Raw genomic sequence first — 19,886 nt, 5'->3', positions numbered from 1 at the left:
AGGTCATTATGGATTTTCCCACTATCGAAGCTTTTGTTGGCAATACCCCTCTGGTGCGTTTGCAACGCTTGCCTGGTGCGACCAGCAATGTTGTGTTGGTAAAGTTGGAAGGAAATAATCCGGCGGGTTCGGTTAAAGATCGCCCGGCGCTGTCGATGATCAGCCGCGCTGAGTTGCGTGGTGATATCAAACCTGGCGATACACTTATTGAAGCGACCAGTGGTAACACCGGCATTGCATTGGCGATGGTGGCTGCTATTAAAGGCTACCGTATGATTTTAATCATGCCCGATAACTCTACTGCCGAGCGCAAAGCATCAATGGCAGCTTATGGTGCCGAGCTGATTTTGGTGAGTAAAGAAGCGGGCATGGAAGGCGCGCGTGATCTCGCACTCAAAATGCAGGCCGAAGGCAAAGGAAAAGTACTCGACCAATTTGGCAACCCCGATAATCCACTCGCACATTACACCAGTACCGGCCCTGAAATTTGGCAGCAAACCGGTGGTTTAGTTACCCATTTCGTTAGCTCAATGGGAACTACGGGAACCATCATGGGCACTTCACGTTTTTTGAAAGAGAAAAATCCGCACATCCAAATTATTGGCTTACAGCCAGCCGAAGGTGCGCAAATTCCAGGTATACGTCGCTGGCCGGAAGCGTATCTACCTAAAATATATGAGCGCGATCGCGTAGACGGGATTGTGAGTATGCCGCAGCCATTAGCTGAACATACTATGCGTGAACTTGCGCGCAAAGAGGGAATTTTTTGTGGCGTATCTTCCGGTGGTGCTGTTGCTGCAGCCTTGGAATTGAGTCAGCAAGTTGAGCATGCGGTGATAGTTGCGATTATCTGTGACCGGGGTGATCGCTACTTATCCTCAGGGCTGTTTAATTAATGTTGTTATCGTTAATTAACGCTATTTTATTTAATTAATTGCCTTTCATTTTTATCGTTTTCAATAAAGCTTTTTGGCTTTATGTGTTTGTCATTGCGTCGCAAAAATCCAATCGGCAAGTTTTCAATATGTTTTATCTACAATAACAAATCAGGATATTTTTTATGAGGATCACTTATTATTTTTTGCTCGTTTTTATGTTGATGACGTTGCAAGCTTGCGGTGGTGGCGGAGGGAGTTCTACAAAGCCTGCCAACAATAGCTCGGCTGTTGCTGCGGCATCGTCAACACCTGCAACAACTTCATCTGTTTTGTCATCTTCATCCTCATCAGTCATCAGTGCGCCCAGTACCAGTTGGGCTGCCTCGAGCAAACCAGCTGATTTTCCTGTGGGCGTAGTAGAAGCCTTGCCTGCGTTGAATATTACTACTGCTAATTCAGCGCCGATTGTTTCAAAAGAAACCTATTTGAACGGTAACTTTTCACTTACTGACATGGATGGCGCAAAAGTGGAAGGCGCGTTGGAGATTCGTGGGCGAGGTAATTCCACGTGGGATTGGGCAAAAAAACCTTATCGCCTCAAGCTAACCAGTGCAGCTCAAATGCTGGGCATGCCCTCTAGCAGACATTGGGTGTTGCTCGCCAATTATGCTGACAAACCGCTGATGCGCAATGACATTGCTTTCATGTTTAGCCGCCATGCGGGCATGGAATACACTACCCGCAACCAATATGTTGAATTGACGTTGAATGGAAATTACCAAGGTGTGTACCAGTTGGTTGAACATATTCGTGTGGCAAAAGACCGTGTGAATATTCCCGAATTAAAAGCGGCAGATACTGATGCTGAAAAAATTACCGGCGGTTATTTAATGGAAGTGGATTTCCGTATGCACAAAGATTATTGCAAAGGTGCAGCCTGGGATCCTGTTTGCGTAAATGGCGTGAACACCGCAAGAGAAACTACTTACTGTATTGATTCCAGTCACGGTATGAATCCGTTTTGTTTGGATACACCGGAAACCTTATTGGAAGCTAATTGGGCCGCGCAGCGCGAATATATCGGCCAATATATTATCGATACCGAAGCGGCGTTATTCGGCAATAATTTTACTGACGAGCAATTGGGTTATGCGGCGTACATTGATGTGGATTCTGCAATCAATTACTACCTGATCAATGAGCTGTTCAAAAATCCTGATGGTGCAGTAGCCAGTTTCTATCTTTATAAAAAACGCAATGGAAAATTATTCTTTGGCCCTGTGTGGGACTTTGATTTGGCGATGGGTAATGCCGGATACGATAACGTCGATAAAGTTTATGGTTGGCATATACGCCCATCACCCTGGTTTAATCGTTTGTTCCAGGATCCTGCGTTCCAGGCGAAAGTCACCGCGCGATGGAACACGCTGAAAGCAGAAGGAAAATTGGATTACATTTTCCAGTATGCCGAAGCGCGCGCGGCCTGGCTGAATAAAGTGCAGGCAAAAAATTACAGCATCTGGTCAATTACTGATTTTGCTTCCTGGATACTGCACGGTACTCACGGCGGTACAGGCAGTTACGAAGCGGAAAGCAAAGAATTAATTCGCTGGCAGCGTGAGCGTTATTTGTGGATTGATTCCCAGCTCAATCCCTAACTCCCTGCTCAATCCATAAATCCCAAGGCAGTGCATTGTTTGATATGAAAATGCACTGCCAGTATTTGTTTTACTGGAAATAATCCATGTCCAATCGCAATGGCAAAAGTGGCAACTCATCTAATGGAAAGCCTCCCAAGGGAGGTAATTCCAAAGGTGGTGGCAGCCTGTTAGGTAAAAAGCCTCGTCCTAAAAAAGAGGCGGGGGGCCAGAAAGAAGGAAGTGTTTATATCCGCGACGATGCGCCGCGTATGAATGCGGCACGTGTTGCTGAAAAAGTGCTGCCTCAAACTAACAAGCGCTTGGGCGAATTTACGATTGAGCGCTGGAGTCACGATGGCCGTGGGTTGACGCACATTGATGGCAAAACCCTGTTTGTCAGTGGTGCATTGCCGGGCGAGAGAATTACGGCGCGCCTGGTGGAAGAGCACTCACGCTTTATTGAAGCGCGTGTGGATGAGATTCTGGAGCCGGTCGCTGAGCGCAGGGAGCCTCCTTGTGCGCATTATGCTCGTTGCGGTGGTTGCCAATTACAGCATATTGACCCCGCAACCCAATTGGCAATGAAACAACAAAGCCTGCTGCAACAATTGCAGAATTGGGGTGGCGTAGTGCCCAAACGCGTATTGCCTGCCATCAGCAGTGCCAGTGTTGCGTATCGCAGCCGCGCGCGGCTTGGGGTTTGGTATGAAGCCGATGGCAGTGTGAGCTTGGGCTTTCGTCAACTGCAGAGTAATACCATCACGCCGATAGAAACCTGCCTGGTGTTGGCACCAGAGTTGAATGTGCTGCTGGCACCTGTGCGGCAATGGCTGGGTAATTTGCGTGGGAATAAAGCCGTGACTCACGTTGAGCTCGTGCGCAGTAAAAATACCAGCGCCATTATTTTGCGACACACCAAAAAACTGGCCGAAGCCGATCTAGCCTCTCTTGCTGTTCTAGCCAGTGAATACGCATGCCAGGTCTGGCTGGAACCCAATGGCAATGTGGGATTAACGCAGCTGGATGGCACAGCTTGTGATCCTCGCTTGGTTTATGACCTGAATGCGCTTGAGCTGGCGTTTCACCCGCAGGATTTCACACAGGTCAATCCGCTCGTCAACCAGCAGATGGTTGCCCAGGCGCTAGAGTTACTTGCGCTTACGCCCTCACAGCGAGTGTTGGATTTGTTTTGCGGTATCGGCAATTTCACCTTGCCTATCGCACAACAGTGCGCGGAGGTGATTGGTATAGAGGCTGTGGAGTCGATGGTGGCGCGTGGCCGCGAAAACGCCGGGCGGCTTGGTATTGTCAATGCCGCGTTTGTTGCCGCCAATCTTGCCAATATGACCCATACTCAATTGCAGCGGTTGGTGGGGAGCGAGCAGGGGATCGATGCTATTTTGCTTGATCCGCCCCGCGATGGTGCAAAAGATATTATTGGCAGTATCCAGCGCTGGGTTTCCGGCAAGCAACTTTCCCCCAAGCGGATTGTCTACGTGAGTTGCAATCCCGCTACCTTGGCGCGCGACGCCGCATTGCTGGCGGAAGCTGGATACTCACTGGATGCGGTAGGAGTGTTGGATATGTTTCCGCATACCAGTCATGTCGAGTCTATGGCGTTGTTTTTGCTTAAATAGATTCTTTTTTTTAAAGGCGTTTTTTGGGAAACGCCTTGTTAGGACATCGCTTTGTCAGGAAGGCGCTTTTTTTAGAAGTGAATAACTTATGGTTAAAGTCAGAGCAGATCATCCGATGGCGGCGGATGGACAGGTTGATATAGACGCCTGGATTGATCGCCTCAATAAGACCTATACCCAATCGGATGCGAACCGTGCCGAGCTGCGCCGTGCGGCGGAGCTGAGCCTGTCGCTTGTCGACATCCATGCGGACGATGATCATAGCTGGGGGGAAGATTTTTCCTGCTTCCGCATCGGCCTTGAAATGGCGGAAATTCTGGCTGATTTGCAGTTGGATCAGGAAGCTCTGGTTGCTGCGATCCTGTATCGCGCAGTACGCGAACATAAAATCACCCTTGCCGATGTCCAGTCACGTTTTGGCGATACCGTCAGCAAGTTGGTCAAAGGCGTATTGCGCATGGCGGCGATCAGCTACCAGCGCAACGAAGAAGAGCGCGTGCTTGGCTCCCAGGCGACGGAGCAGGCAGAAAAAATCCGCAAAATGCTGGTATCTATGGTTGATGATGTGCGTGTTGCACTGATCAAGCTGGCAGAGCGTACCTGCGCCATCCGCTCGGTGAAAAACGCTGAACCGGATCGCCGTCGGCAGGTTGCGCGCGAAGTTGCCGATATTTATGCGCCCCTCGCCCATCGCTTGGGGATCGGCCATATCAAGTGGGAACTGGAAGACTTATCGTTCCGCTATTTGCAACCCGATGATTACAAGCGCATCGCCAAGTTATTGGATGAGCGCCGTCTGGCGCGGCAAGAGTACATCGATAATTTGCTCAACCTGTTGCGCAGTGAGTTGGCAAAAGCGGGCATTGAGGGCTCAGTGGATGGACGCGCCAAGCACATCTACAGCATTTGGCGGAAAATGCAGCGCAAAGGCATACCGTTCTCCCAAGTCTACGATATCCGCGCTGTGCGTATTCTGGTGCCCAGCGTACGCGATTGTTATGCCGTTCTTGGTATCGTCCACAGTTTATGGCGCAATATTCCGCACGAATTTGATGATTACATCGCCTCGCCTAAAGAAAACGGTTATCGCTCATTGCATACCGCGGTCTGGGGGCCAGAAAACAAAGTACTGGAGATCCAGATCCGCACCCAGGAAATGCATGAGGAATCCGAACTGGGTGTTTGCGCCCACTGGCGTTACAAGGGTACCGATACCAAAGCGGCGCAAGACGGCTACGAGCAAAAAATTGCTTGGTTGCGTCAGGTTCTGGAATGGCATGAAGAGCTCGGTGGTGATTCAGGCCATTTGCAGGAAGATTTGCGTTCAGTCAATCAGGACCGCATTTACGTTTTCACTCCCGAAGGGCATGTGGTGGATTTGCCGCGTACGGCAACGCCGCTCGATTTTGCTTACAAAATTCATACGGACGTCGGGCATCGCTGTCGCGGTGCGAAAGTCAATAACCGCATAGTGCCGCTCAATTACCAATTAGCGAATGCGGATCAGGTGGAAGTGCTGACCGGCAAGTTGGAATCGCCCAGTCGCGATTGGCTTAATGCAGCCTTGGGTTATGTGAACACTGCGCGTGCACGCGCCAAAATCCAACACTGGTTCAAGCAGCAGGCGCGCGATAAAAATATCGCCGAAGGCCAAGCCTTGCTTGATCGCGAATTCAAGCGTTTGGCATTACTCGATCTCGACTTTGATGAGCTGGCAAAAAAACTACGCTTTAACTCGCTCGATGATCTTTATGTCGCGGTTGGCGCAAGTGATATTGGCGTTGGGCAAGTATTGAATGCGGCACAAAAACAAGTGGACGATGCCCATCCGCAGCAGCCATTGATTCCGTTCAAAACCAAATCGCCACGGCAGAAAAAAGATTCGGATTTTTACATCGAAGGTGTGGGTAATTTGCTTACTCAAATCGCCAATTGTTGTAATCCGGTTCCCGGCGATGCGATCACAGGTTACATCACCCTTGGCAAAGGGGTTTCCATCCATCGTCAGGATTGCTCCAATATTTTGCAGCTTCAAGCGGATGAGCCCCAGCGCATTATCAAAGTGGAATGGGGCGAGACACCGCAAAGTTTCTATTCGGTAGATATAGTGATAGAAGCTTACGATCGCTATGGTTTGCTTAAGGATATTACGGTGCTGCTTGATGCTGAGCGCATCAATGTTATCGCGATGCAAACGCTATCGGACAAGCGCAAAAATACGGTGGATATGCAAGTGACGGTAGAAATCCGCAGCTTCAATGAATTGAGCCGCATACTCACCAAACTTAACCAGTTGCCGAATGTCGCTTCGGCGCGGCGCAAACATTAATTTTTTCTGTGCAGGAAAGACTGTGGCTCATTACACAATTGACGATTTACTGTATTTGATGGCGCGTTTGCGCGATCCACAATCCGGCTGCCCTTGGGATATCAAGCAAGACTACGCCAGCATTGCACCATCAACCCTGGAAGAGGCTTACGAGGTTGTTGATGCGATAGAGAAACAGGATTTTGTCCATCTCAAAGAAGAGCTGGGCGATTTATTGTTTCAGGTTATTTTCTACAGCCAGCTGGGTAAAGAGGAAGAGCGTTTTGAATTTGCCGGCGTTGTTTCTGATTTGGTCGCGAAGTTGATTCGCCGTCATCCCCATGTATTTCCCGATGGGACATTGCACAGTCGCATTGATAATCGCCACACCTTGCCAACGGATGTCAAAGCGCGCTGGGAGGCGATCAAACAACAAGAGCGCGCCGAGAAAGGTGCACGAGGTTTGTTGGCCGATGTGCCTTTGAATCTCCCATCACTCAGCCGCGCGGCAAAATTGCAAAAGCGTGCTGCAAGCGTAGGATTTGATTGGGAGGATGTGTACGGCCCTATCGCCAAAGTGCGTGAAGAATTACTTGAAGTAGAAGCGGAATTGGACTCGGGCGATACCAAGGCACTTGAAGAAGAGTTGGGTGATTTGTTGTTTGCCGTGGTGAATATCGCCCGCTACCAAAAAATAGATCCTGAACAAGCGCTGCGGATTGCCAATCAAAAATTTGAACAGCGTTTCCACTATATTGAAACCCATGCTGAACGGTCATTATCGGAAACATCGATTACCGAAATGAACCGACTGTGGGAACAGGCAAAGCAGCACTGATACTGATTGCTTTGCATCACCTTGATCCGCTTTTTCATCAACCCGCCATTCCCGCAGTGGCGCTCAAAACCTCCAGTAAGTAATAACAATAACGCAAGTTCATAGCTTTTTATTACAAGGGAACACTTCTGAAAGCAGCTATGATTCATAGGAATGAATCGTTGAAATGCCTGCTGCAACAATAAAAACATTGATAGTGAGGTTCCCTTGGGTTGGCGTGAATCGGATCGATCTGTACCAGATCAGCGTGAAGTCAAGCCAGGCTATGTGGATAAGCGATTGAGCACCATCAAAATCCACATTTCCGAGCTGAAGATAGGCATGTTTGTCTCCAAGCTCGACCGTGACTGGCAAGAAACTCCCTTCCTTATGCAAGGCTTTATGATTGAAAGCCTGGATGATATAGATACTGTTGCCGAGTTTTCCCAGTATGTCTGGATTGATGCTGTCCGTGACGAGTGGATTCCGCCGGAGCAACGAGGTGTTTCCGGATCTGCCATCCCCAAAGTCAAAACCTACATTAATAAAATCGAAGCCCAAAAAGAGCATCAAGCTGCCTTGGGCGTGTTCCGCGAAGCCAAAAAGCTCACTAAAACGTTATTGGACGATGTGCGTCTCGGTGGTGTTGTGAATACCGAGCAAGCAAAGGCGACAGTGAAAGATTGCGTCAGCAGTATTTTGCGCAATGCAGATGCATTGATATGGATGTCCAAAATGCGCAACGAGGATGAATACACTGCTGAGCATTGCCTCAATGTATGCATACTCGCGATTGCGTTTGGCCGCCACTTGGGAATGAGCGAAGCAGAGCTGGAAAAATTGGGTTTATGTGGTTTGTTGCACGATGTAGGGAAGATGCGTGTGCCTCCCCAAATATTAAATAAACGCGAAGAATTGAGTGAAAAAGAATTCAACATCATCAAGGCACATACTGTTCACGGCCGCAATTTATTGATGTCTTCACCGGGGGTTCCCAACTCAACGGTCGATGTTGCTTACAGTCATCACGAGCGGGTAGATGGAAGCGGATATCCACGTAAATTAAAAGCTTCAGGAATTTCAGATTTTGCGCGCATTATCGGTATCGTCGATGCCTATGATGCGATGACGGGAGATCGCTGCTATTCCCGCGCGATTCCCGGTACCGAGGCGCTCAAGCGCATTTTTCATGACCGCGGAACGCATTTTGATGAACGGCTTGCGCTGGAATTTATCAAATGTGTTGGTTTGTATCCGCCCGGTAGCCTTGTTGAATTGGTGAATGGTTTGGTCGGGATAGTATTGGAGTCCAACCACAAATATCGCCACTTACCCAAAATTATTGTTGTGAAAGATTTGAATAAACCGCTCGATAAAGAGCGCATTATTAATCTGAACGAGGTGGAACAAAAAAATTTGGATAAATCCTTTTTGATCAAGCGAGCGCTATGCGATGGAAGTTATGGCATCAGAATCAGGGAATACCGCGAGAGGGGGCTGGCATTTACTTATTAATATTTGCAGCAGCTAGCGCGCTTGAAAAAATAAGGTGCCTGATGGCACCTTATTTTTTTGACGAATGACATTATTCAGGATTGATAATCCGTTTAGGTTTCGATTTTTGTATCACCAGCGTTTTATGCGTATTCGCTGCAGGCGTCGACGATTTTGTTGTACCGGAAGCGGATTTATTGCCGCCCGTTTTATTGTTGGTTTTGGTATTGGGTTTATGGCGGCCGGGTGCGCGAGCTTCCGGTTTTTTGGCATCACTGCGCGGACGCGCAGGCTTCATCCCTGGCACGGTAGGTGTTTGTACGGTTTCGGTTTTGTATTTGCCTGGCTCGATACCTTCCAGTGTCCAGTTGCCGATTTTTACCCGCACCAATCGCAGTGTCGGGTGGCCGACAGCAGCAGTCATCCTGCGCACTTGACGGTTGCGCCCTTCGCTAATGACGATCTCCAACCATTGTGTCGGGATATTTACGCGATCGCGAATAGGCGGATTTCGCTCCCAAATTTTGGGTGAAGGAATCAGGCGCACTTCTGCTGGTTGCGTCATACCATCATTCAGCTCAACGCCCTGGCGCAACTTGGTCAGGGCATAACTGTTGGGGGCGCCCTCAACCTGAACCCAATAGGTTTTCGGTTGTTTGTGTGCCGGGTGGCTGATGAAATGTTGCAAATCGCCGTCATCGGTTAGCAGCAACAATCCTTCAGAGTCATGATCCAATCGACCGGCCGGATAGACTTTTGGAATTTTGATGTAGTCTTTGAGTGTCGGACGACCCTCGCCATCGGTAAATTGCGAAAGCACACCAAAAGGTTTGTTAAACAGAATGAGAGAAGCCATAAACCCTTATACAACGTGATGGTTATCGAAGAAAAACTGGATTTTAGCCGAGATTGGCCCTGCCGCCAAAGCAACATAATTCATGCATAAACCCGGCTGGGGGTGTAGAATCGCCAGCGCTCTGGCAAGGGGTCGATCCCTGTGGCGGGGCTCTTTTTCTAAATTTTCATATTGTTAATGGTAGAGCTCACAAGGCCGAGCCGCATGAATTGATGGAGCCATCTTTAAAATGACAGATTCAAAAATTATCTACACCCTTACCGACGAAGCCCCCGCCCTTGCCACATATTCCTTGTTACCGATAGTTCAGGCATACACCAAGTCTTCCGGTGTAGTGATTGAAACCCGTGATATTTCCCTGTCTGGCCGTATTATTGCTGCATTTCCCGAGCGTTTGACTGATGCCCAACGTATCGGTGACCATCTGGCTGAATTGGGCCAATTAGCGACTACACCAGAAGCGAATATCATCAAGCTGCCAAATATCAGTGCATCCATCCCGCAACTGAAAGCGGCGATCAAAGAATTACAAAGTCAGGGCTACAACTTGCCCGACTATCCTGAATCTCCGGCGAACGATGAAGAGAAAAACTTCAAAGCACGCTATGACAAAATCAAAGGCTCTGCTGTAAATCCGGTACTGCGTGAAGGTAACTCGGATCGTCGTGCACCTCTGTCAGTTAAAAACTACGCACGCAAAAACCCGCACAAAATGGGCGCTTGGTCCGCTGATTCAAAATCCCATGTTGCACATATGGACAGCAACGATTTCTACGGCAGCGAAAAATCTACCACTATCGCCGATGCAGGCAGTTTGAAGATTGAACTGGTTGCTGCTGATGGCTCGGTCAAAGTGTTAAAAGAGTCTGTAAAAGTATTGGCAGGTGAAATTGTTGACGCGTCTGTCATCAGCAAAAAAGCGCTGCGTAGTTTTATTGCGCAAGAAATTGAAGATGCAAAAAATACTGGTGTATTGCTGTCAGTCCACCTGAAAGCCACCATGATGAAAGTATCTGACCCAATTATTTTCGGTCATTTCGTATCTGTGTTTTACGCTCCGGTATTGGAAAAACACGCGGCAGTAATTGCTGAGCTGGGTGTTGATGTTAATAACGGTATCGGCGACCTGTACACCAAAATCAAATCATTGCCAGCGGAAAAGCAAGCTGAAATTGAAGCGGATATCAAAGCGCTTTATGCAACCCGTCCACAATTGGCAATGGTGAATTCCGATAAAGGCATCACCAACCTGCACGTACCGAGCGACGTAATCGTAGACGCTTCTATGCCTGCGATGATTCGTGATTCCGGCAAAATGTGGAACGCTGAAGGCAAGCTGCAAGATACGAAAGCTTGTATCCCTGACCGTTGCTACGCGGGTGTTTATCAGGTTGTTATCGACGATTGTAAAAAGAACGGTGCATTCAACCCTGTGACTATGGGCAGCGTGCCAAACGTAGGTTTGATGGCGCAAGCCGCTGAAGAATACGGTTCACACGATAAGACATTCCAAATCCCTGCAAACGGTACTGTGCGCTTGGTAGATGCCAATGGCAAAGTGGTGCTGGAACAAGCAGTTGAAGAAGGTGATGTTTTCCGTGCCTGTCAGGTAAAAGACCTGCCAGTGCAGGACTGGGTGAAACTGGCGGTTAACCGTGCCCGTGCAACCGGTACCCCAGCTGTGTTCTGGTTGGACGAGAAACGTGCTCACGATGCCCAGTTGATCGCCAAGGTAAAAACCTATCTGAAAGACCACGATACCAACGGTCTTGAAATTCACATCATGTCACCTGAAGCGGCAACCCAATTTTCATTGGATCGCATTCGTCAGGGTAAAGACACGATTTCTGTTACCGGCAACGTGTTGCGCGATTATTTGACTGACTTGTTCCCAATCATGGAATTGGGAACTTCAGCCAAAATGCTGTCGATCGTTCCTCTGATGAATGGCGGCGGTTTGTTTGAAACAGGTGCTGGCGGTTCGGCTCCGAAACACGTACAGCAATTTGTCGAAGAAGGGCATCTGCGTTGGGATTCATTGGGTGAGTTCCTGGCGTTGGCAGAGTCGTTGGATCATTACGGCAACGTAACCGGCAACGCCAAAGCCAAAGTCCTCGCCAAGACCTTGGATCAAGCCAACGGCTTGTTCCTGGACAACAACAAGTCACCAGGCCGTGCAGTAGGTGAGTTTGATAACCGTGGCAGCCATTTCTATCTGGCTATGTACTGGGCGCAAACCTTGGCGGCTCAAACTGAAGATGCCGCCTTGGCTACACAGTTCGCACCGCTTGCCAAAAGCCTGGTTGAAAATGAAAGCAAAATAGTTGCAGAACTGATTGCTGCAGGTGGTAAACCAGTTGATTTGGGCGGTTACTATCGTCCAGATACTGCAAAAACATCTTCTGCGATGCGCCCGAGCACAACACTCAACACTGTGTTGGCTAGCTTAGGCTGATAAATTGCTGGTTAAGCCAGCAGATAATGCGAAAAGCCTCTGGTGGAAACACGAGAGGCTTTTTTATTGGGTGTTTATCAATTGGGAATCTACGCAATCAACGATTGAAGTCAGTGTCGATGATTGGGCATTAAGCAACAAAGGTTGCCTCTATCTAATTGATAAATAATAGGATTAGTTTAAAGGTTGTTGCTCGCAGGCGCAGAGATATTGACTGCGTGCAAACCTTTATCCCCTTTTGTTATATCAAAAGTGACTTGCTGGCCGGCTTTGAGGGTTTTATAGCCATCCATTGATATAGCGGAATAATGTGCAAACAAGTCTTCCCCGCCTTCATCCGCCAGAATGAAGCCATAACCTTTTGCATTATTGAACCATTTCACGGTGCCTGTTGACATACATTGGAGTCCTTCTGCCCAGGTGATGCCCTTGAAAAACATCACTGTCGTTATTATTTTCCCAAGAACAGCTATTGCTCGGGGTTGGACGAAATGCTGGTTTTTGTAACCTTGTTGAATTTCTCAGAATTGTTATTAGAGTCTCTGTGCTTTTATTCGGATGCTTGTTAGACAAGGTGCCGCATTTGTATGCACTGAGTGTTCTTTTTTTATCCAACAATTGATCTAAAGTCAAGCGGTAAACCGTATCCGGTGCTATTAGGGGTTGATATACCTATGGGTTACAATGCGCACCATTAACCAATCTTTTTATTTTGTATTGAATCTCTATGGGCAATCTCCAAAACCTTCTACTAACCTTAAGTAAAGATGATGACAATTCTGCCGATGAGTCTGATGGTGGTTTGGCAGTTCTGACATCCAAACCGAAGCTCAAACGACCTCCCATGTACAAGGTGATGTTGCTGAACGACGATTACACACCGATGGATTTTGTGGTGGAAATATTGGAGATGTTTTTCTCCATGTCGCGTGAGAAAGCAACGCATGTGATGTTAACAGTACATGTTCACGGCAAAGCGGTGTGCGGCATCTATACTCGTGATATTGCTGAAACTAAAGCAGCACAAGTGAATCAATATTCAAGAGAAAACCAACATCCGTTGTTGTGTGAAATTGAAGCAGTTGATGATGGTGAATAAAGAATCTTATCTGGACGTTCAGATCGTGTTCAGTAAACGACAGCTTAGATTGGTGTACAGAGAGTTGTAAGGAATTTATAAGCTGCAGGAAGATTTCAAATTTGTTGGTTAGATGAGGGTAGGCGCGATGTTAAGTAAAGATCTTGAAGTAACCTTAAATCTTGCTTTCAAAGGTGCGCGTTCCAAGCGACACGAATTTATGACGGTCGAGCATCTGTTGTTGGCGCTTATCGATAATGATTCGGCAGCAAATGTGTTACGTGCTTGTGGTGCAGATTTGATGAGTCTGCGCAAAGAATTAATTGAGTTTGTTGATTCCACTACGCCGCTCATTCCGGAGAATGATTCCGAACGTGAGACGCAGCCAACGCTGGGGTTTCAGCGTGTCTTACAGCGCGCAGTATTCCATGTCCAATCATCAGGCAAACAAGAGGTCACAGGTGCGAATGTTCTGGTCGCTATTTTCAGCGAACAAGAAAGTCAGGCTGTTTATTATCTTAAACAACAAAGCATCGCACGTATTGATGTAGTGAATTACATCACTCACGGTATCCATAAAGTATCTGGTCATACAGATCACACACATGACCAGCACTCATCGCAAGAAAATCAGGATGAAGAAGCTACCAGTGGTGAATCTACATCGCAAAGTCCGTTAGAAAGTTTTGCCAGTAATTTGAACGAAGCAGCAATGCAAGGGCGCATAGATCCTTTGGTAGGGCGCGAATATGAAGTTGAGCGTGTTTGCCAAATTCTATCGCGTCGTCGCAAGAACAATCCTTTGTTGGTAGGCGAGTCTGGTGTTGGAAAAACCGCTATTGCGGAAGGTTTGGCCAAACGTATTGTAGATGGTGATGTCCCCGAGAATTTGTCTGACAGTGTGGTTTACTCATTGGATATGGGCGCACTGTTGGCGGGTACTAAATATCGCGGTGATTTTGAAAAGCGTTTCAAAAGTCTATTGAATGAACTGAAGAAACAAAAAAATTCGATTTTATTTATTGACGAGATCCATACCATTATTGGCGCAGGTGCTGCGTCGGGCGGTGTTATGGATGCCTCCAACTTGTTGAAGCCTTTGTTGTCGTCAGGTGAAATTCGCTGTATGGGTTCAACCACTTATCAGGAATATCGCGGTATTTTTGATAAAGACCGTGCCCTTTCCCGTCGTTTCCAAAAAGTGGATGTGAATGAGCCTAGTGTTGAAGAAACCTACCAAATCCTGAAAGGTTTGAAGAGTCGTTTTGAGCAGCATCACAGTTTGCGTTATACCGATGCTGCGTTGCGTGCTGCCGCTGAATTGGCTGAGCGTTACATCAACGACCGCTTCCTGCCAGATAAAGCAATTGATGTTATCGATGAAGCGGGTGCATATCAGCAATTACAGACTCCCAGCAAACGCAAGAAAACTATCGGCGTTACTGATGTGGAAAACGTAGTGGCAAAAATTGCGCGTATCCCCCCCAAAAGCGTTTCTTCTTCTGATAAAGAACAGTTGCGTAAACTGGATCAGAATTTGAAGATGACCGTGTTTGGTCAGGACGAGGCAATTGATACCCTTGCTACTGCAATTAAATTGTCTCGCGCTGGTTTGGGATCAACAGAAAAGCCAATCGGTTCATTTTTGTTTGCTGGTCCAACGGGTGTGGGTAAAACCGAAGTGTGCCGTCAGTTGGCAAAATGTATGGGGATGGAGCTGGTTCGCTTTGATATGTCAGAGTATATGGAGCGCCATACTGTATCGCGCTTAATTGGTGCGCCACCGGGTTATGTGGGATTTGATCAAGGTGGTCTGTTAACCGATGCCATTACCAAGCAGCCACACTGTGTATTGTTGTTGGATGAAATTGAGAAAGCGCATCCAGAGGTCTTTAACTTGCTGCTGCAAGTGATGGATCACGGCAGCCTTACTGATAACAATGGACGCAAGGCAGATTTCCGTAATGTCATTTTGATTATGACAACCAACGCAGGTGCGGAAGTGATGAGCAGGGCATCTATTGGCTTCACTCACCAGGATCACACCACCGATGGTATGGAAGCAATCAAGAAGATGTTTACTCCTGAATTCCGCAATCGTTTGGATGCGATTGTTCAATTTGCTTCGCTGACGTTGAATACCATCAAAACAGTGGTTGATAAATTCCTGATGGAATTGCAAACCCAGTTGGATGATAAGCATGTGACGCTTGAGATCAGTGATGAGGCGCGAGAGTGGCTGGCGATCCATGGATACGATGTCAAAATGGGCGCCCGCCCAATGGCTCGTTTAATTCAGGATAAACTGAAGAAACCACTGGCAGAAGAAATTCTATTTGGCTCTCTTTCACATGGTGGAGGAACTGTTGCGGTGGATGTGGACACGGTTGAAGACAAAATTGTTATAGATGTCAGGGCTAAGCACGCATTGCCCGCTTGATAGAAGTGTTGTCGAAGTAGGGTAAAAAATAAAAAAGCCGCAGCAGTGCGGCTTTTTTATTGTCTGGCAGAAAGTGAATATCTTTCCAGATGAATGACTAGCGCGCGCGGTAGGTAATACGGCCTTTGGTGAGGTCATAGGGAGTCATCTCAACCTTGACCTTGTCACCTGTAAGGATGCGGATATAGTTTTTGCGCATTTTTCCTGAAATGTGAGCAATGACTACATGCCCATTTTCCAGTTTTACGCGAAAGGTAGTGTTGGGCAGGGTATCAACCACTTCGCCGTCAAATTCAATGCAATCGTCTTTTGCCATGCGGCAGTTTCCTCAACTTTTCCGGTAATCATCCCCGTCATATCTACAACGGGAGGGGGTAAAAAAATAGGCGTGGATTGTGCCTTAATTAACCAGCGGTGCCAAGGGGAAAGGGAGTAAAAGCGGCAGATAAACGAAGATATCGAAGGGATTGGGCGTAATTCTGCACAATTTCCAGCCGATAGTGCTGACCTTGAGGGAGTGTGCTTAATTCAGGCGCATCCAGCGGCGGTTGACCAATAACTCCAAGGGGCGATATTGGATTTTGTAATTCATTTTTTCGCACTCCTTGATCCAATAGCCCAGATACAAATAATCAAGCCCCATGCTTTTTGCTTTTTCGATCTGGGCCAATATGGCAAATTTGCCCAAGCTTCTGGCCTCCTCATGTGTATCGTAAAAAGTGTAGACAGCTGATAACCCGTCTCCCAGATGATCACAGACAGAAACGCCAATCAATCGATCGCCCAGTCTAATCTCGATAAATTGGGTAATACCCCACTCGCTGGTCAAAAATGCCTTGTATTGTTCTTCTGATGGCGGGTACATGTCACCATCCTGATGGCGGCTTTCAATGTAGCGTGAATAAAGACTGTAGTGCTCAAGTGTGTTGATATTCTGGGTAAGATGCAGTGATAAGTCTCGATTCTGCTGCAAACAGCGTTTTTGGCTGCGATTGGGCTTGAACAGTTTTACCGGAATCCGGCAGGAAATGCACGCTTGGCAGCGCAAGCATTGAGGGCGATACAAGTGCGCGCCACTGCGACGAAAACCCAATTGGGAGAGCTGTGTGTAGATTGATGGATCTATGTTTGCTTCAGGATCAACAAAAACCGTTGTAGCTTCTTGTCCATCAAGATAACTACAAGGGTGGGGCTGTGTTGCAAAAAGTTTGAGAGTTGATAAATCGGACATAGATGCCTCACGCAAATCCGGTTATTCCCACGGCGCCAGAGTCAATGTTGACCAAGGCAAAGAATAAACATCAGGCTCGTGGGCAAAGTTTACCAGTAATTGCTGGAATTCTTCACGCGGGATTTCCACTGCACCCAAACTAAATAAATGATCGTTAGCGACCTGACAGTCGATGAGCTGGAAGTTCCAGGTGCAAAGTTGCCTGACCAGGTGTGCAAATCCGACCTTGGATGCGTTGTCTGCCCGGCTGAACATGGATTCGCCAAAAAACACACGGCCAAGTGCCATACCATAAAGTCCTCCCACCAATTCATCATTGAGCCAAACTTCTACAGAATGTGCAAAGCCGCGTTTATGCAGTGCGCAGTAACCTTCAATAATGTCTTCACTAATCCAGGTTCCATCGGCGTAACTTCTGGGGGCGGCGCAGGCGCGCATGACAGTTTCAAAACAATTGTCAAAGGTGACTTGGTAAGTTGCTTTGCGCAGGGTTTTACGAAGGCTTTTGGATATATGCAGCTGATGGGGGAACACGACCGTGCGTGGATCGGGGCTCCACCACAAAATAGGGTCGCCCGGATTGAACCAAGGGAAAATCCCTTTGTGATAAGCGGCAAGAATTCGTTCGGGTGACAAGTCTCCTCCCACCGCAACCAAACCCTCTGGGTCACTCAGTGCAAGCGAAGGATCGGGAAATTCCAATGTGTCTGGATCTAACCAACAAAGTCTATTCATGAAGTCTCAATCGATCTTTTTTACGTATCAGTAACTGATAACTAAATGTTATGTGTAATGGTGTTACAGGCGATTGGTTATCCGGCTATCTACTATTTGTTAAGTATTATTGGATTGTTGGAATGTGTTGTTAGTTGGCGCGTTTTTTGAGTGTAAAAGTTTAGCGAGAAATCAGTCAATAAATTGTTATTCCGTTTAATGCTTGAGAATTTTAGGACTATGCTTAGGAGTATCAGTAAATTAACGTTTATTGCCAAGGTAAACCGCAAAAAATGGTGTAATGTTTTCGTTGTTAATTTTGCCGCTTTAGTCGCTAACCCGAGGTAGATTATGAGTATTTTCAGTCATTACCGCGAGCGTTTTGAAACTACCCAGCAGGAAGAGTTAACCATCAAGGAATATCTTGAACTGTGTAAAAAAGATCCCAGTGTATACGCTTCTGCTGCTGAGCGTATGCTAATGGCGATCGGTGAGCCAGAAATGGTCGATACCTCGCAAGACCCTCGCCTGAGTCGTATTTTTTCCAATAAAATTATCAAGCGTTATAAAGTTTTCAGTGAATTTTATGGAATGGAAGAATCCATTCAGCAGATAGTGTCTTTCTTCAAACATGCTGCACAAGGTTTAGAGGAAAAGAAACAAATTTTGTATTTGCTGGGGCCGGTGGGTGGCGGTAAATCCTCATTGGCAGAGATGCTCAAATCCTTGATGGAGAAAATGCCAATTTACTGCATCAAAGGCTCTCCTGTATTTGAATCGCCACTCGGGTTATTTAACCCGGATGAAGACGGAAAAATTCTTGAGGAAGATTATGGTATTCCTCGTCGTTACATAAAATCTATCATGTCGCCTTGGGCTGCCAAGCGCTTGCAAGAATTCCGGGGCGATATTACGCAATTCAAAGTAGTCAAAGTTTATCCGTCCATCCTCAACCAAATTGCAATCACCAAAACAGAACCAGGTGATGAAAACAATCAGGATATTTCATCACTGGTAGGTAAGGTTGATATTCGCAAGTTGGAAGAATTTCCGCAAAATGATCCAGATGCTTATAGCTTTAGTGGTGGGCTGTGTCGTGCGAATCAGGGTTTGATGGAATTTGTGGAAATGTTTAAAGCGCCGATCAAGGTGCTCCACCCACTATTAACCGCAACCCAAGAGGGTAATTTCAATAGTACTGAAGGGTTGGGTGCAATTCCGTTTGATGGAATTATCCTTGCTCACTCCAATGAATCTGAGTGGCAAAATTTCCGTAACAATAAAAATAATGAAGCGTTTATTGACCGGGTTTATATCGTCAAAGTGCCGTATTGCTTGCGTGTAATGGAAGAGATGAAGATCTACGAAAAACTGTTGCAAAACTCTTCGCTATCACAAGCACCTTGTGCGCCTGATACCTTGCGTATGCTTGCGCAATTTTCGGTATTGTCGCGGATTAAAGAACCGGAAAATTCCAACATCTTTTCCAAGATGCGCATTTACGATGGTGAAAATCTCAAAGACACTGATCTTCGCGCAAAATCATTGCAGGAATACAAAGACGCCGCCGGTGTTGATGAAGGCATGAATGGTCTTTCTACACGCTTTGCATTCAAAATTTTATCCAAAGTCTTTAATTTTGATCCCACTGAAATTGCCGCTAACCCTGTTCACTTGATGTATGTGCTTGAGCAGCAAATTGAGCAGGAGCAATTTCCTAAAGAGGTGCAAGACAAGTATCTCAATGCCTTAAAAGAATTCATTTCACCCAAGTATGTGGATTTTATTGGCAAAGAAATCCAAACCGCTTATTTGGAATCCTACGCGGAATATGGGCAAAATATTTTTGATCGCTATGTTACCTATGCGGATTTCTGGATACAGGATCAGGAGTATCGCGATCCCGAAACCGGTGAAATTCTTAATCGGTCGTCGTTGAACGATGAGCTGGAAAAAATTGAGAAACCTGCCGGTATTAGCAATCCCAAAGATTTTCGCAATGAAATTGTTAATTTTGTGCTGCGTGCCAAAGCCAATAATTCGGGGAAAAATCCTGATTGGCGCGGTTACGAAAAATTGCGCATTGTGATTGAGAAAAAAATGTTCTCCAATACGGAAGACTTGCTGCCGGTTATTTCTTTCAATGCAAAAGCGTCTGTGCAAGACAAGAAAAAACATCAGGATTTTGTCCAGCGCATGGTGGAGCGAGGTTATACCGAGAAACAAGTGCGTTTGCTGTCCGAATGGTATTTGAGGGTGAGAAAATCACAGTAGCGAGCAAGGTAACCTGAAAGCGTTTTACGTTAATCACGTTAAGGTTGGACTACACCTTAAGGCC

The 19,886-nt window shown here is 46.9% G+C and carries 15 protein-coding genes; 10 read left to right on the top strand and 5 right to left on the bottom strand.

From position 1 onward, the window contains the following. Positions 1 to 8: 8 nt before the first annotated feature. The 6 genes from cysM (at position 9) to B2739_RS07875 (ending at position 8,795) form a co-directional block, all read left to right on the top strand. Positions 9 to 896 carry a cysteine synthase CysM gene (gene cysM / locus B2739_RS07900; protein ID WP_331345320.1) on the top strand — a complete coding sequence of 296 codons (888 nt, stop codon included), beginning with the start codon at positions 9 to 11 and terminating at the stop codon, positions 894 to 896. A gap of 164 nt (positions 897 to 1,060) precedes the next feature. Further along, complete coding sequence (locus B2739_RS07895) at positions 1,061 to 2,536, top strand: CotH kinase family protein (protein WP_331345319.1); 1,476 nt, start codon at positions 1,061 to 1,063, stop codon at positions 2,534 to 2,536. A gap of 86 nt (positions 2,537 to 2,622) precedes the next feature. Further along, positions 2,623 to 4,155: a 23S rRNA (uracil(1939)-C(5))-methyltransferase RlmD gene (rlmD, locus tag B2739_RS07890; protein ID WP_331345318.1), complete on the top strand. Its 1,533-nt coding sequence runs from the start codon at positions 2,623 to 2,625 to the stop codon at positions 4,153 to 4,155. A gap of 88 nt (positions 4,156 to 4,243) precedes the next feature. Continuing rightward, a complete protein-coding gene (gene relA / locus B2739_RS07885) occupies positions 4,244 to 6,484 on the top strand; it encodes a GTP diphosphokinase (protein WP_331345317.1) in 2,241 nt (746 codons plus the stop codon). Beyond that, on the top strand, positions 6,456 to 7,301 hold the full coding sequence (mazG, locus tag B2739_RS07880) for a nucleoside triphosphate pyrophosphohydrolase (protein ID WP_414633219.1): 846 nt from the start codon (positions 6,456 to 6,458) through the stop codon (positions 7,299 to 7,301). The genes relA and mazG overlap by 29 nt, the downstream gene beginning before the upstream one ends. A 279-nt stretch (positions 7,302 to 7,580) precedes the next feature. Further along, positions 7,581 to 8,795, top strand: coding sequence for an HD-GYP domain-containing protein (locus B2739_RS07875; RefSeq protein ID WP_331345315.1), 1,215 nt, complete (start codon positions 7,581 to 7,583; stop codon positions 8,793 to 8,795). A 70-nt stretch (positions 8,796 to 8,865) separates the two neighbouring features. Here B2739_RS07875 and B2739_RS07870 read toward each other — a convergent pair whose 3' ends face one another. After that, positions 8,866 to 9,630, bottom strand: a complete 765-nt coding sequence (locus B2739_RS07870; protein WP_414633218.1) for a pseudouridine synthase — start codon at positions 9,628 to 9,630, stop codon at positions 8,866 to 8,868. 229 nt (positions 9,631 to 9,859) lie between these two features. On the opposite strand from B2739_RS07870, the gene B2739_RS07865 reads away from it, so the two are divergent. Continuing rightward, positions 9,860 to 12,085, top strand: coding sequence for an NADP-dependent isocitrate dehydrogenase (locus B2739_RS07865; protein ID WP_331345314.1), 2,226 nt, complete (start codon positions 9,860 to 9,862; stop codon positions 12,083 to 12,085). A 179-nt stretch (positions 12,086 to 12,264) separates the two neighbouring features. Here the strand turns inward: B2739_RS07865 and cspD are convergent, their stop codons facing one another. Continuing rightward, positions 12,265 to 12,483, bottom strand: coding sequence for a cold shock domain-containing protein CspD (cspD, locus tag B2739_RS07860; RefSeq protein ID WP_331345313.1), 219 nt, complete (start codon positions 12,481 to 12,483; stop codon positions 12,265 to 12,267). Between the two features lie 329 nt (positions 12,484 to 12,812). On the opposite strand from cspD, the gene clpS reads away from it, so the two are divergent. Both clpS and clpA read left to right on the top strand, forming a co-directional pair. Continuing rightward, entirely contained in the window at positions 12,813 to 13,184 is a 372-nt protein-coding gene (clpS, locus tag B2739_RS07855) for an ATP-dependent Clp protease adapter ClpS (RefSeq protein ID WP_049629034.1), read from the top strand. Between the two features lie 127 nt (positions 13,185 to 13,311). Next, positions 13,312 to 15,603, top strand: coding sequence for an ATP-dependent Clp protease ATP-binding subunit ClpA (clpA, locus tag B2739_RS07850; protein ID WP_331345312.1), 2,292 nt, complete (start codon positions 13,312 to 13,314; stop codon positions 15,601 to 15,603). Positions 15,604 to 15,700: 97 nt separating this feature from the next. Here the strand turns inward: clpA and infA are convergent, their stop codons facing one another. The 3 genes from infA to aat form a co-directional block, all read right to left on the bottom strand. Next, on the bottom strand, positions 15,701 to 15,919 hold the full coding sequence (infA, locus tag B2739_RS07845) for a translation initiation factor IF-1 (protein ID WP_039916411.1): 219 nt from the start codon (positions 15,917 to 15,919) through the stop codon (positions 15,701 to 15,703). A gap of 207 nt (positions 15,920 to 16,126) precedes the next feature. Beyond that, positions 16,127 to 16,834 carry an arginyltransferase gene (locus tag B2739_RS07840; protein ID WP_331345311.1) on the bottom strand — a complete coding sequence of 236 codons (708 nt, stop codon included), beginning with the start codon at positions 16,832 to 16,834 and terminating at the stop codon, positions 16,127 to 16,129. A gap of 21 nt (positions 16,835 to 16,855) precedes the next feature. After that, a complete protein-coding gene (aat, locus tag B2739_RS07835; protein ID WP_331345310.1) occupies positions 16,856 to 17,569 on the bottom strand; it encodes a leucyl/phenylalanyl-tRNA--protein transferase in 714 nt (237 codons plus the stop codon). Between the two features lie 330 nt (positions 17,570 to 17,899). Here aat and B2739_RS07830 point away from each other — a divergent pair, with 330 nt between their 5' ends. After that, positions 17,900 to 19,822, top strand: coding sequence for a PrkA family serine protein kinase (locus B2739_RS07830; RefSeq protein ID WP_331345309.1), 1,923 nt, complete (start codon positions 17,900 to 17,902; stop codon positions 19,820 to 19,822). Positions 19,823 to 19,886 lie beyond the last annotated feature (64 nt).

It is taken from the genome of Cellvibrio sp. UBA7661, from assembly GCA_002483365.1.
GTDB lineage: Bacteria > Pseudomonadota > Gammaproteobacteria > Pseudomonadales > Cellvibrionaceae > Cellvibrio.
The sequence above is the reverse complement of the archived record's forward strand: the minus strand, read 5'-3'. Positions and strand labels throughout refer to the sequence as shown.

Excerpts from the sequence above, each read along its gene's own strand:
- cysM (WP_331345320.1), top strand. The coding sequence starts at position 9 with ATGGATTTTCCCACTATCGAAGCTTTTGTTGGCAATACCCCTCTGGTG.
- B2739_RS07895 (WP_331345319.1), top strand. The coding sequence starts at position 1,061 with ATGAGGATCACTTATTATTTTTTGCTCGTTTTTATGTTGATGACGTTG.
- rlmD (WP_331345318.1), top strand. The coding sequence starts at position 2,623 with ATGTCCAATCGCAATGGCAAAAGTGGCAACTCATCTAATGGAAAGCCT.
- relA (WP_331345317.1), top strand. The coding sequence starts at position 4,244 with ATGGTTAAAGTCAGAGCAGATCATCCGATGGCGGCGGATGGACAGGTT.
- mazG (WP_414633219.1), top strand. The coding sequence starts at position 6,456 with ATGTCGCTTCGGCGCGGCGCAAACATTAATTTTTTCTGTGCAGGAAAG.
- B2739_RS07870 (WP_414633218.1), bottom strand. The coding sequence starts at position 9,630 with ATGGCTTCTCTCATTCTGTTTAACAAACCTTTTGGTGTGCTTTCGCAA.
- B2739_RS07865 (WP_331345314.1), top strand. The coding sequence starts at position 9,860 with ATGACAGATTCAAAAATTATCTACACCCTTACCGACGAAGCCCCCGCC.
- cspD (WP_331345313.1), bottom strand. The coding sequence starts at position 12,483 with ATGTCAACAGGCACCGTGAAATGGTTCAATAATGCAAAAGGTTATGGC.
- clpS (WP_049629034.1), top strand. The coding sequence starts at position 12,813 with ATGGGCAATCTCCAAAACCTTCTACTAACCTTAAGTAAAGATGATGAC.
- clpA (WP_331345312.1), top strand. The coding sequence starts at position 13,312 with ATGTTAAGTAAAGATCTTGAAGTAACCTTAAATCTTGCTTTCAAAGGT.
- infA (WP_039916411.1), bottom strand. The coding sequence starts at position 15,919 with ATGGCAAAAGACGATTGCATTGAATTTGACGGCGAAGTGGTTGATACC.
- B2739_RS07840 (WP_331345311.1), bottom strand. The coding sequence starts at position 16,834 with ATGTCCGATTTATCAACTCTCAAACTTTTTGCAACACAGCCCCACCCT.
- aat (WP_331345310.1), bottom strand. The coding sequence starts at position 17,569 with ATGAATAGACTTTGTTGGTTAGATCCAGACACATTGGAATTTCCCGAT.
- B2739_RS07830 (WP_331345309.1), top strand. The coding sequence starts at position 17,900 with ATGAGTATTTTCAGTCATTACCGCGAGCGTTTTGAAACTACCCAGCAG.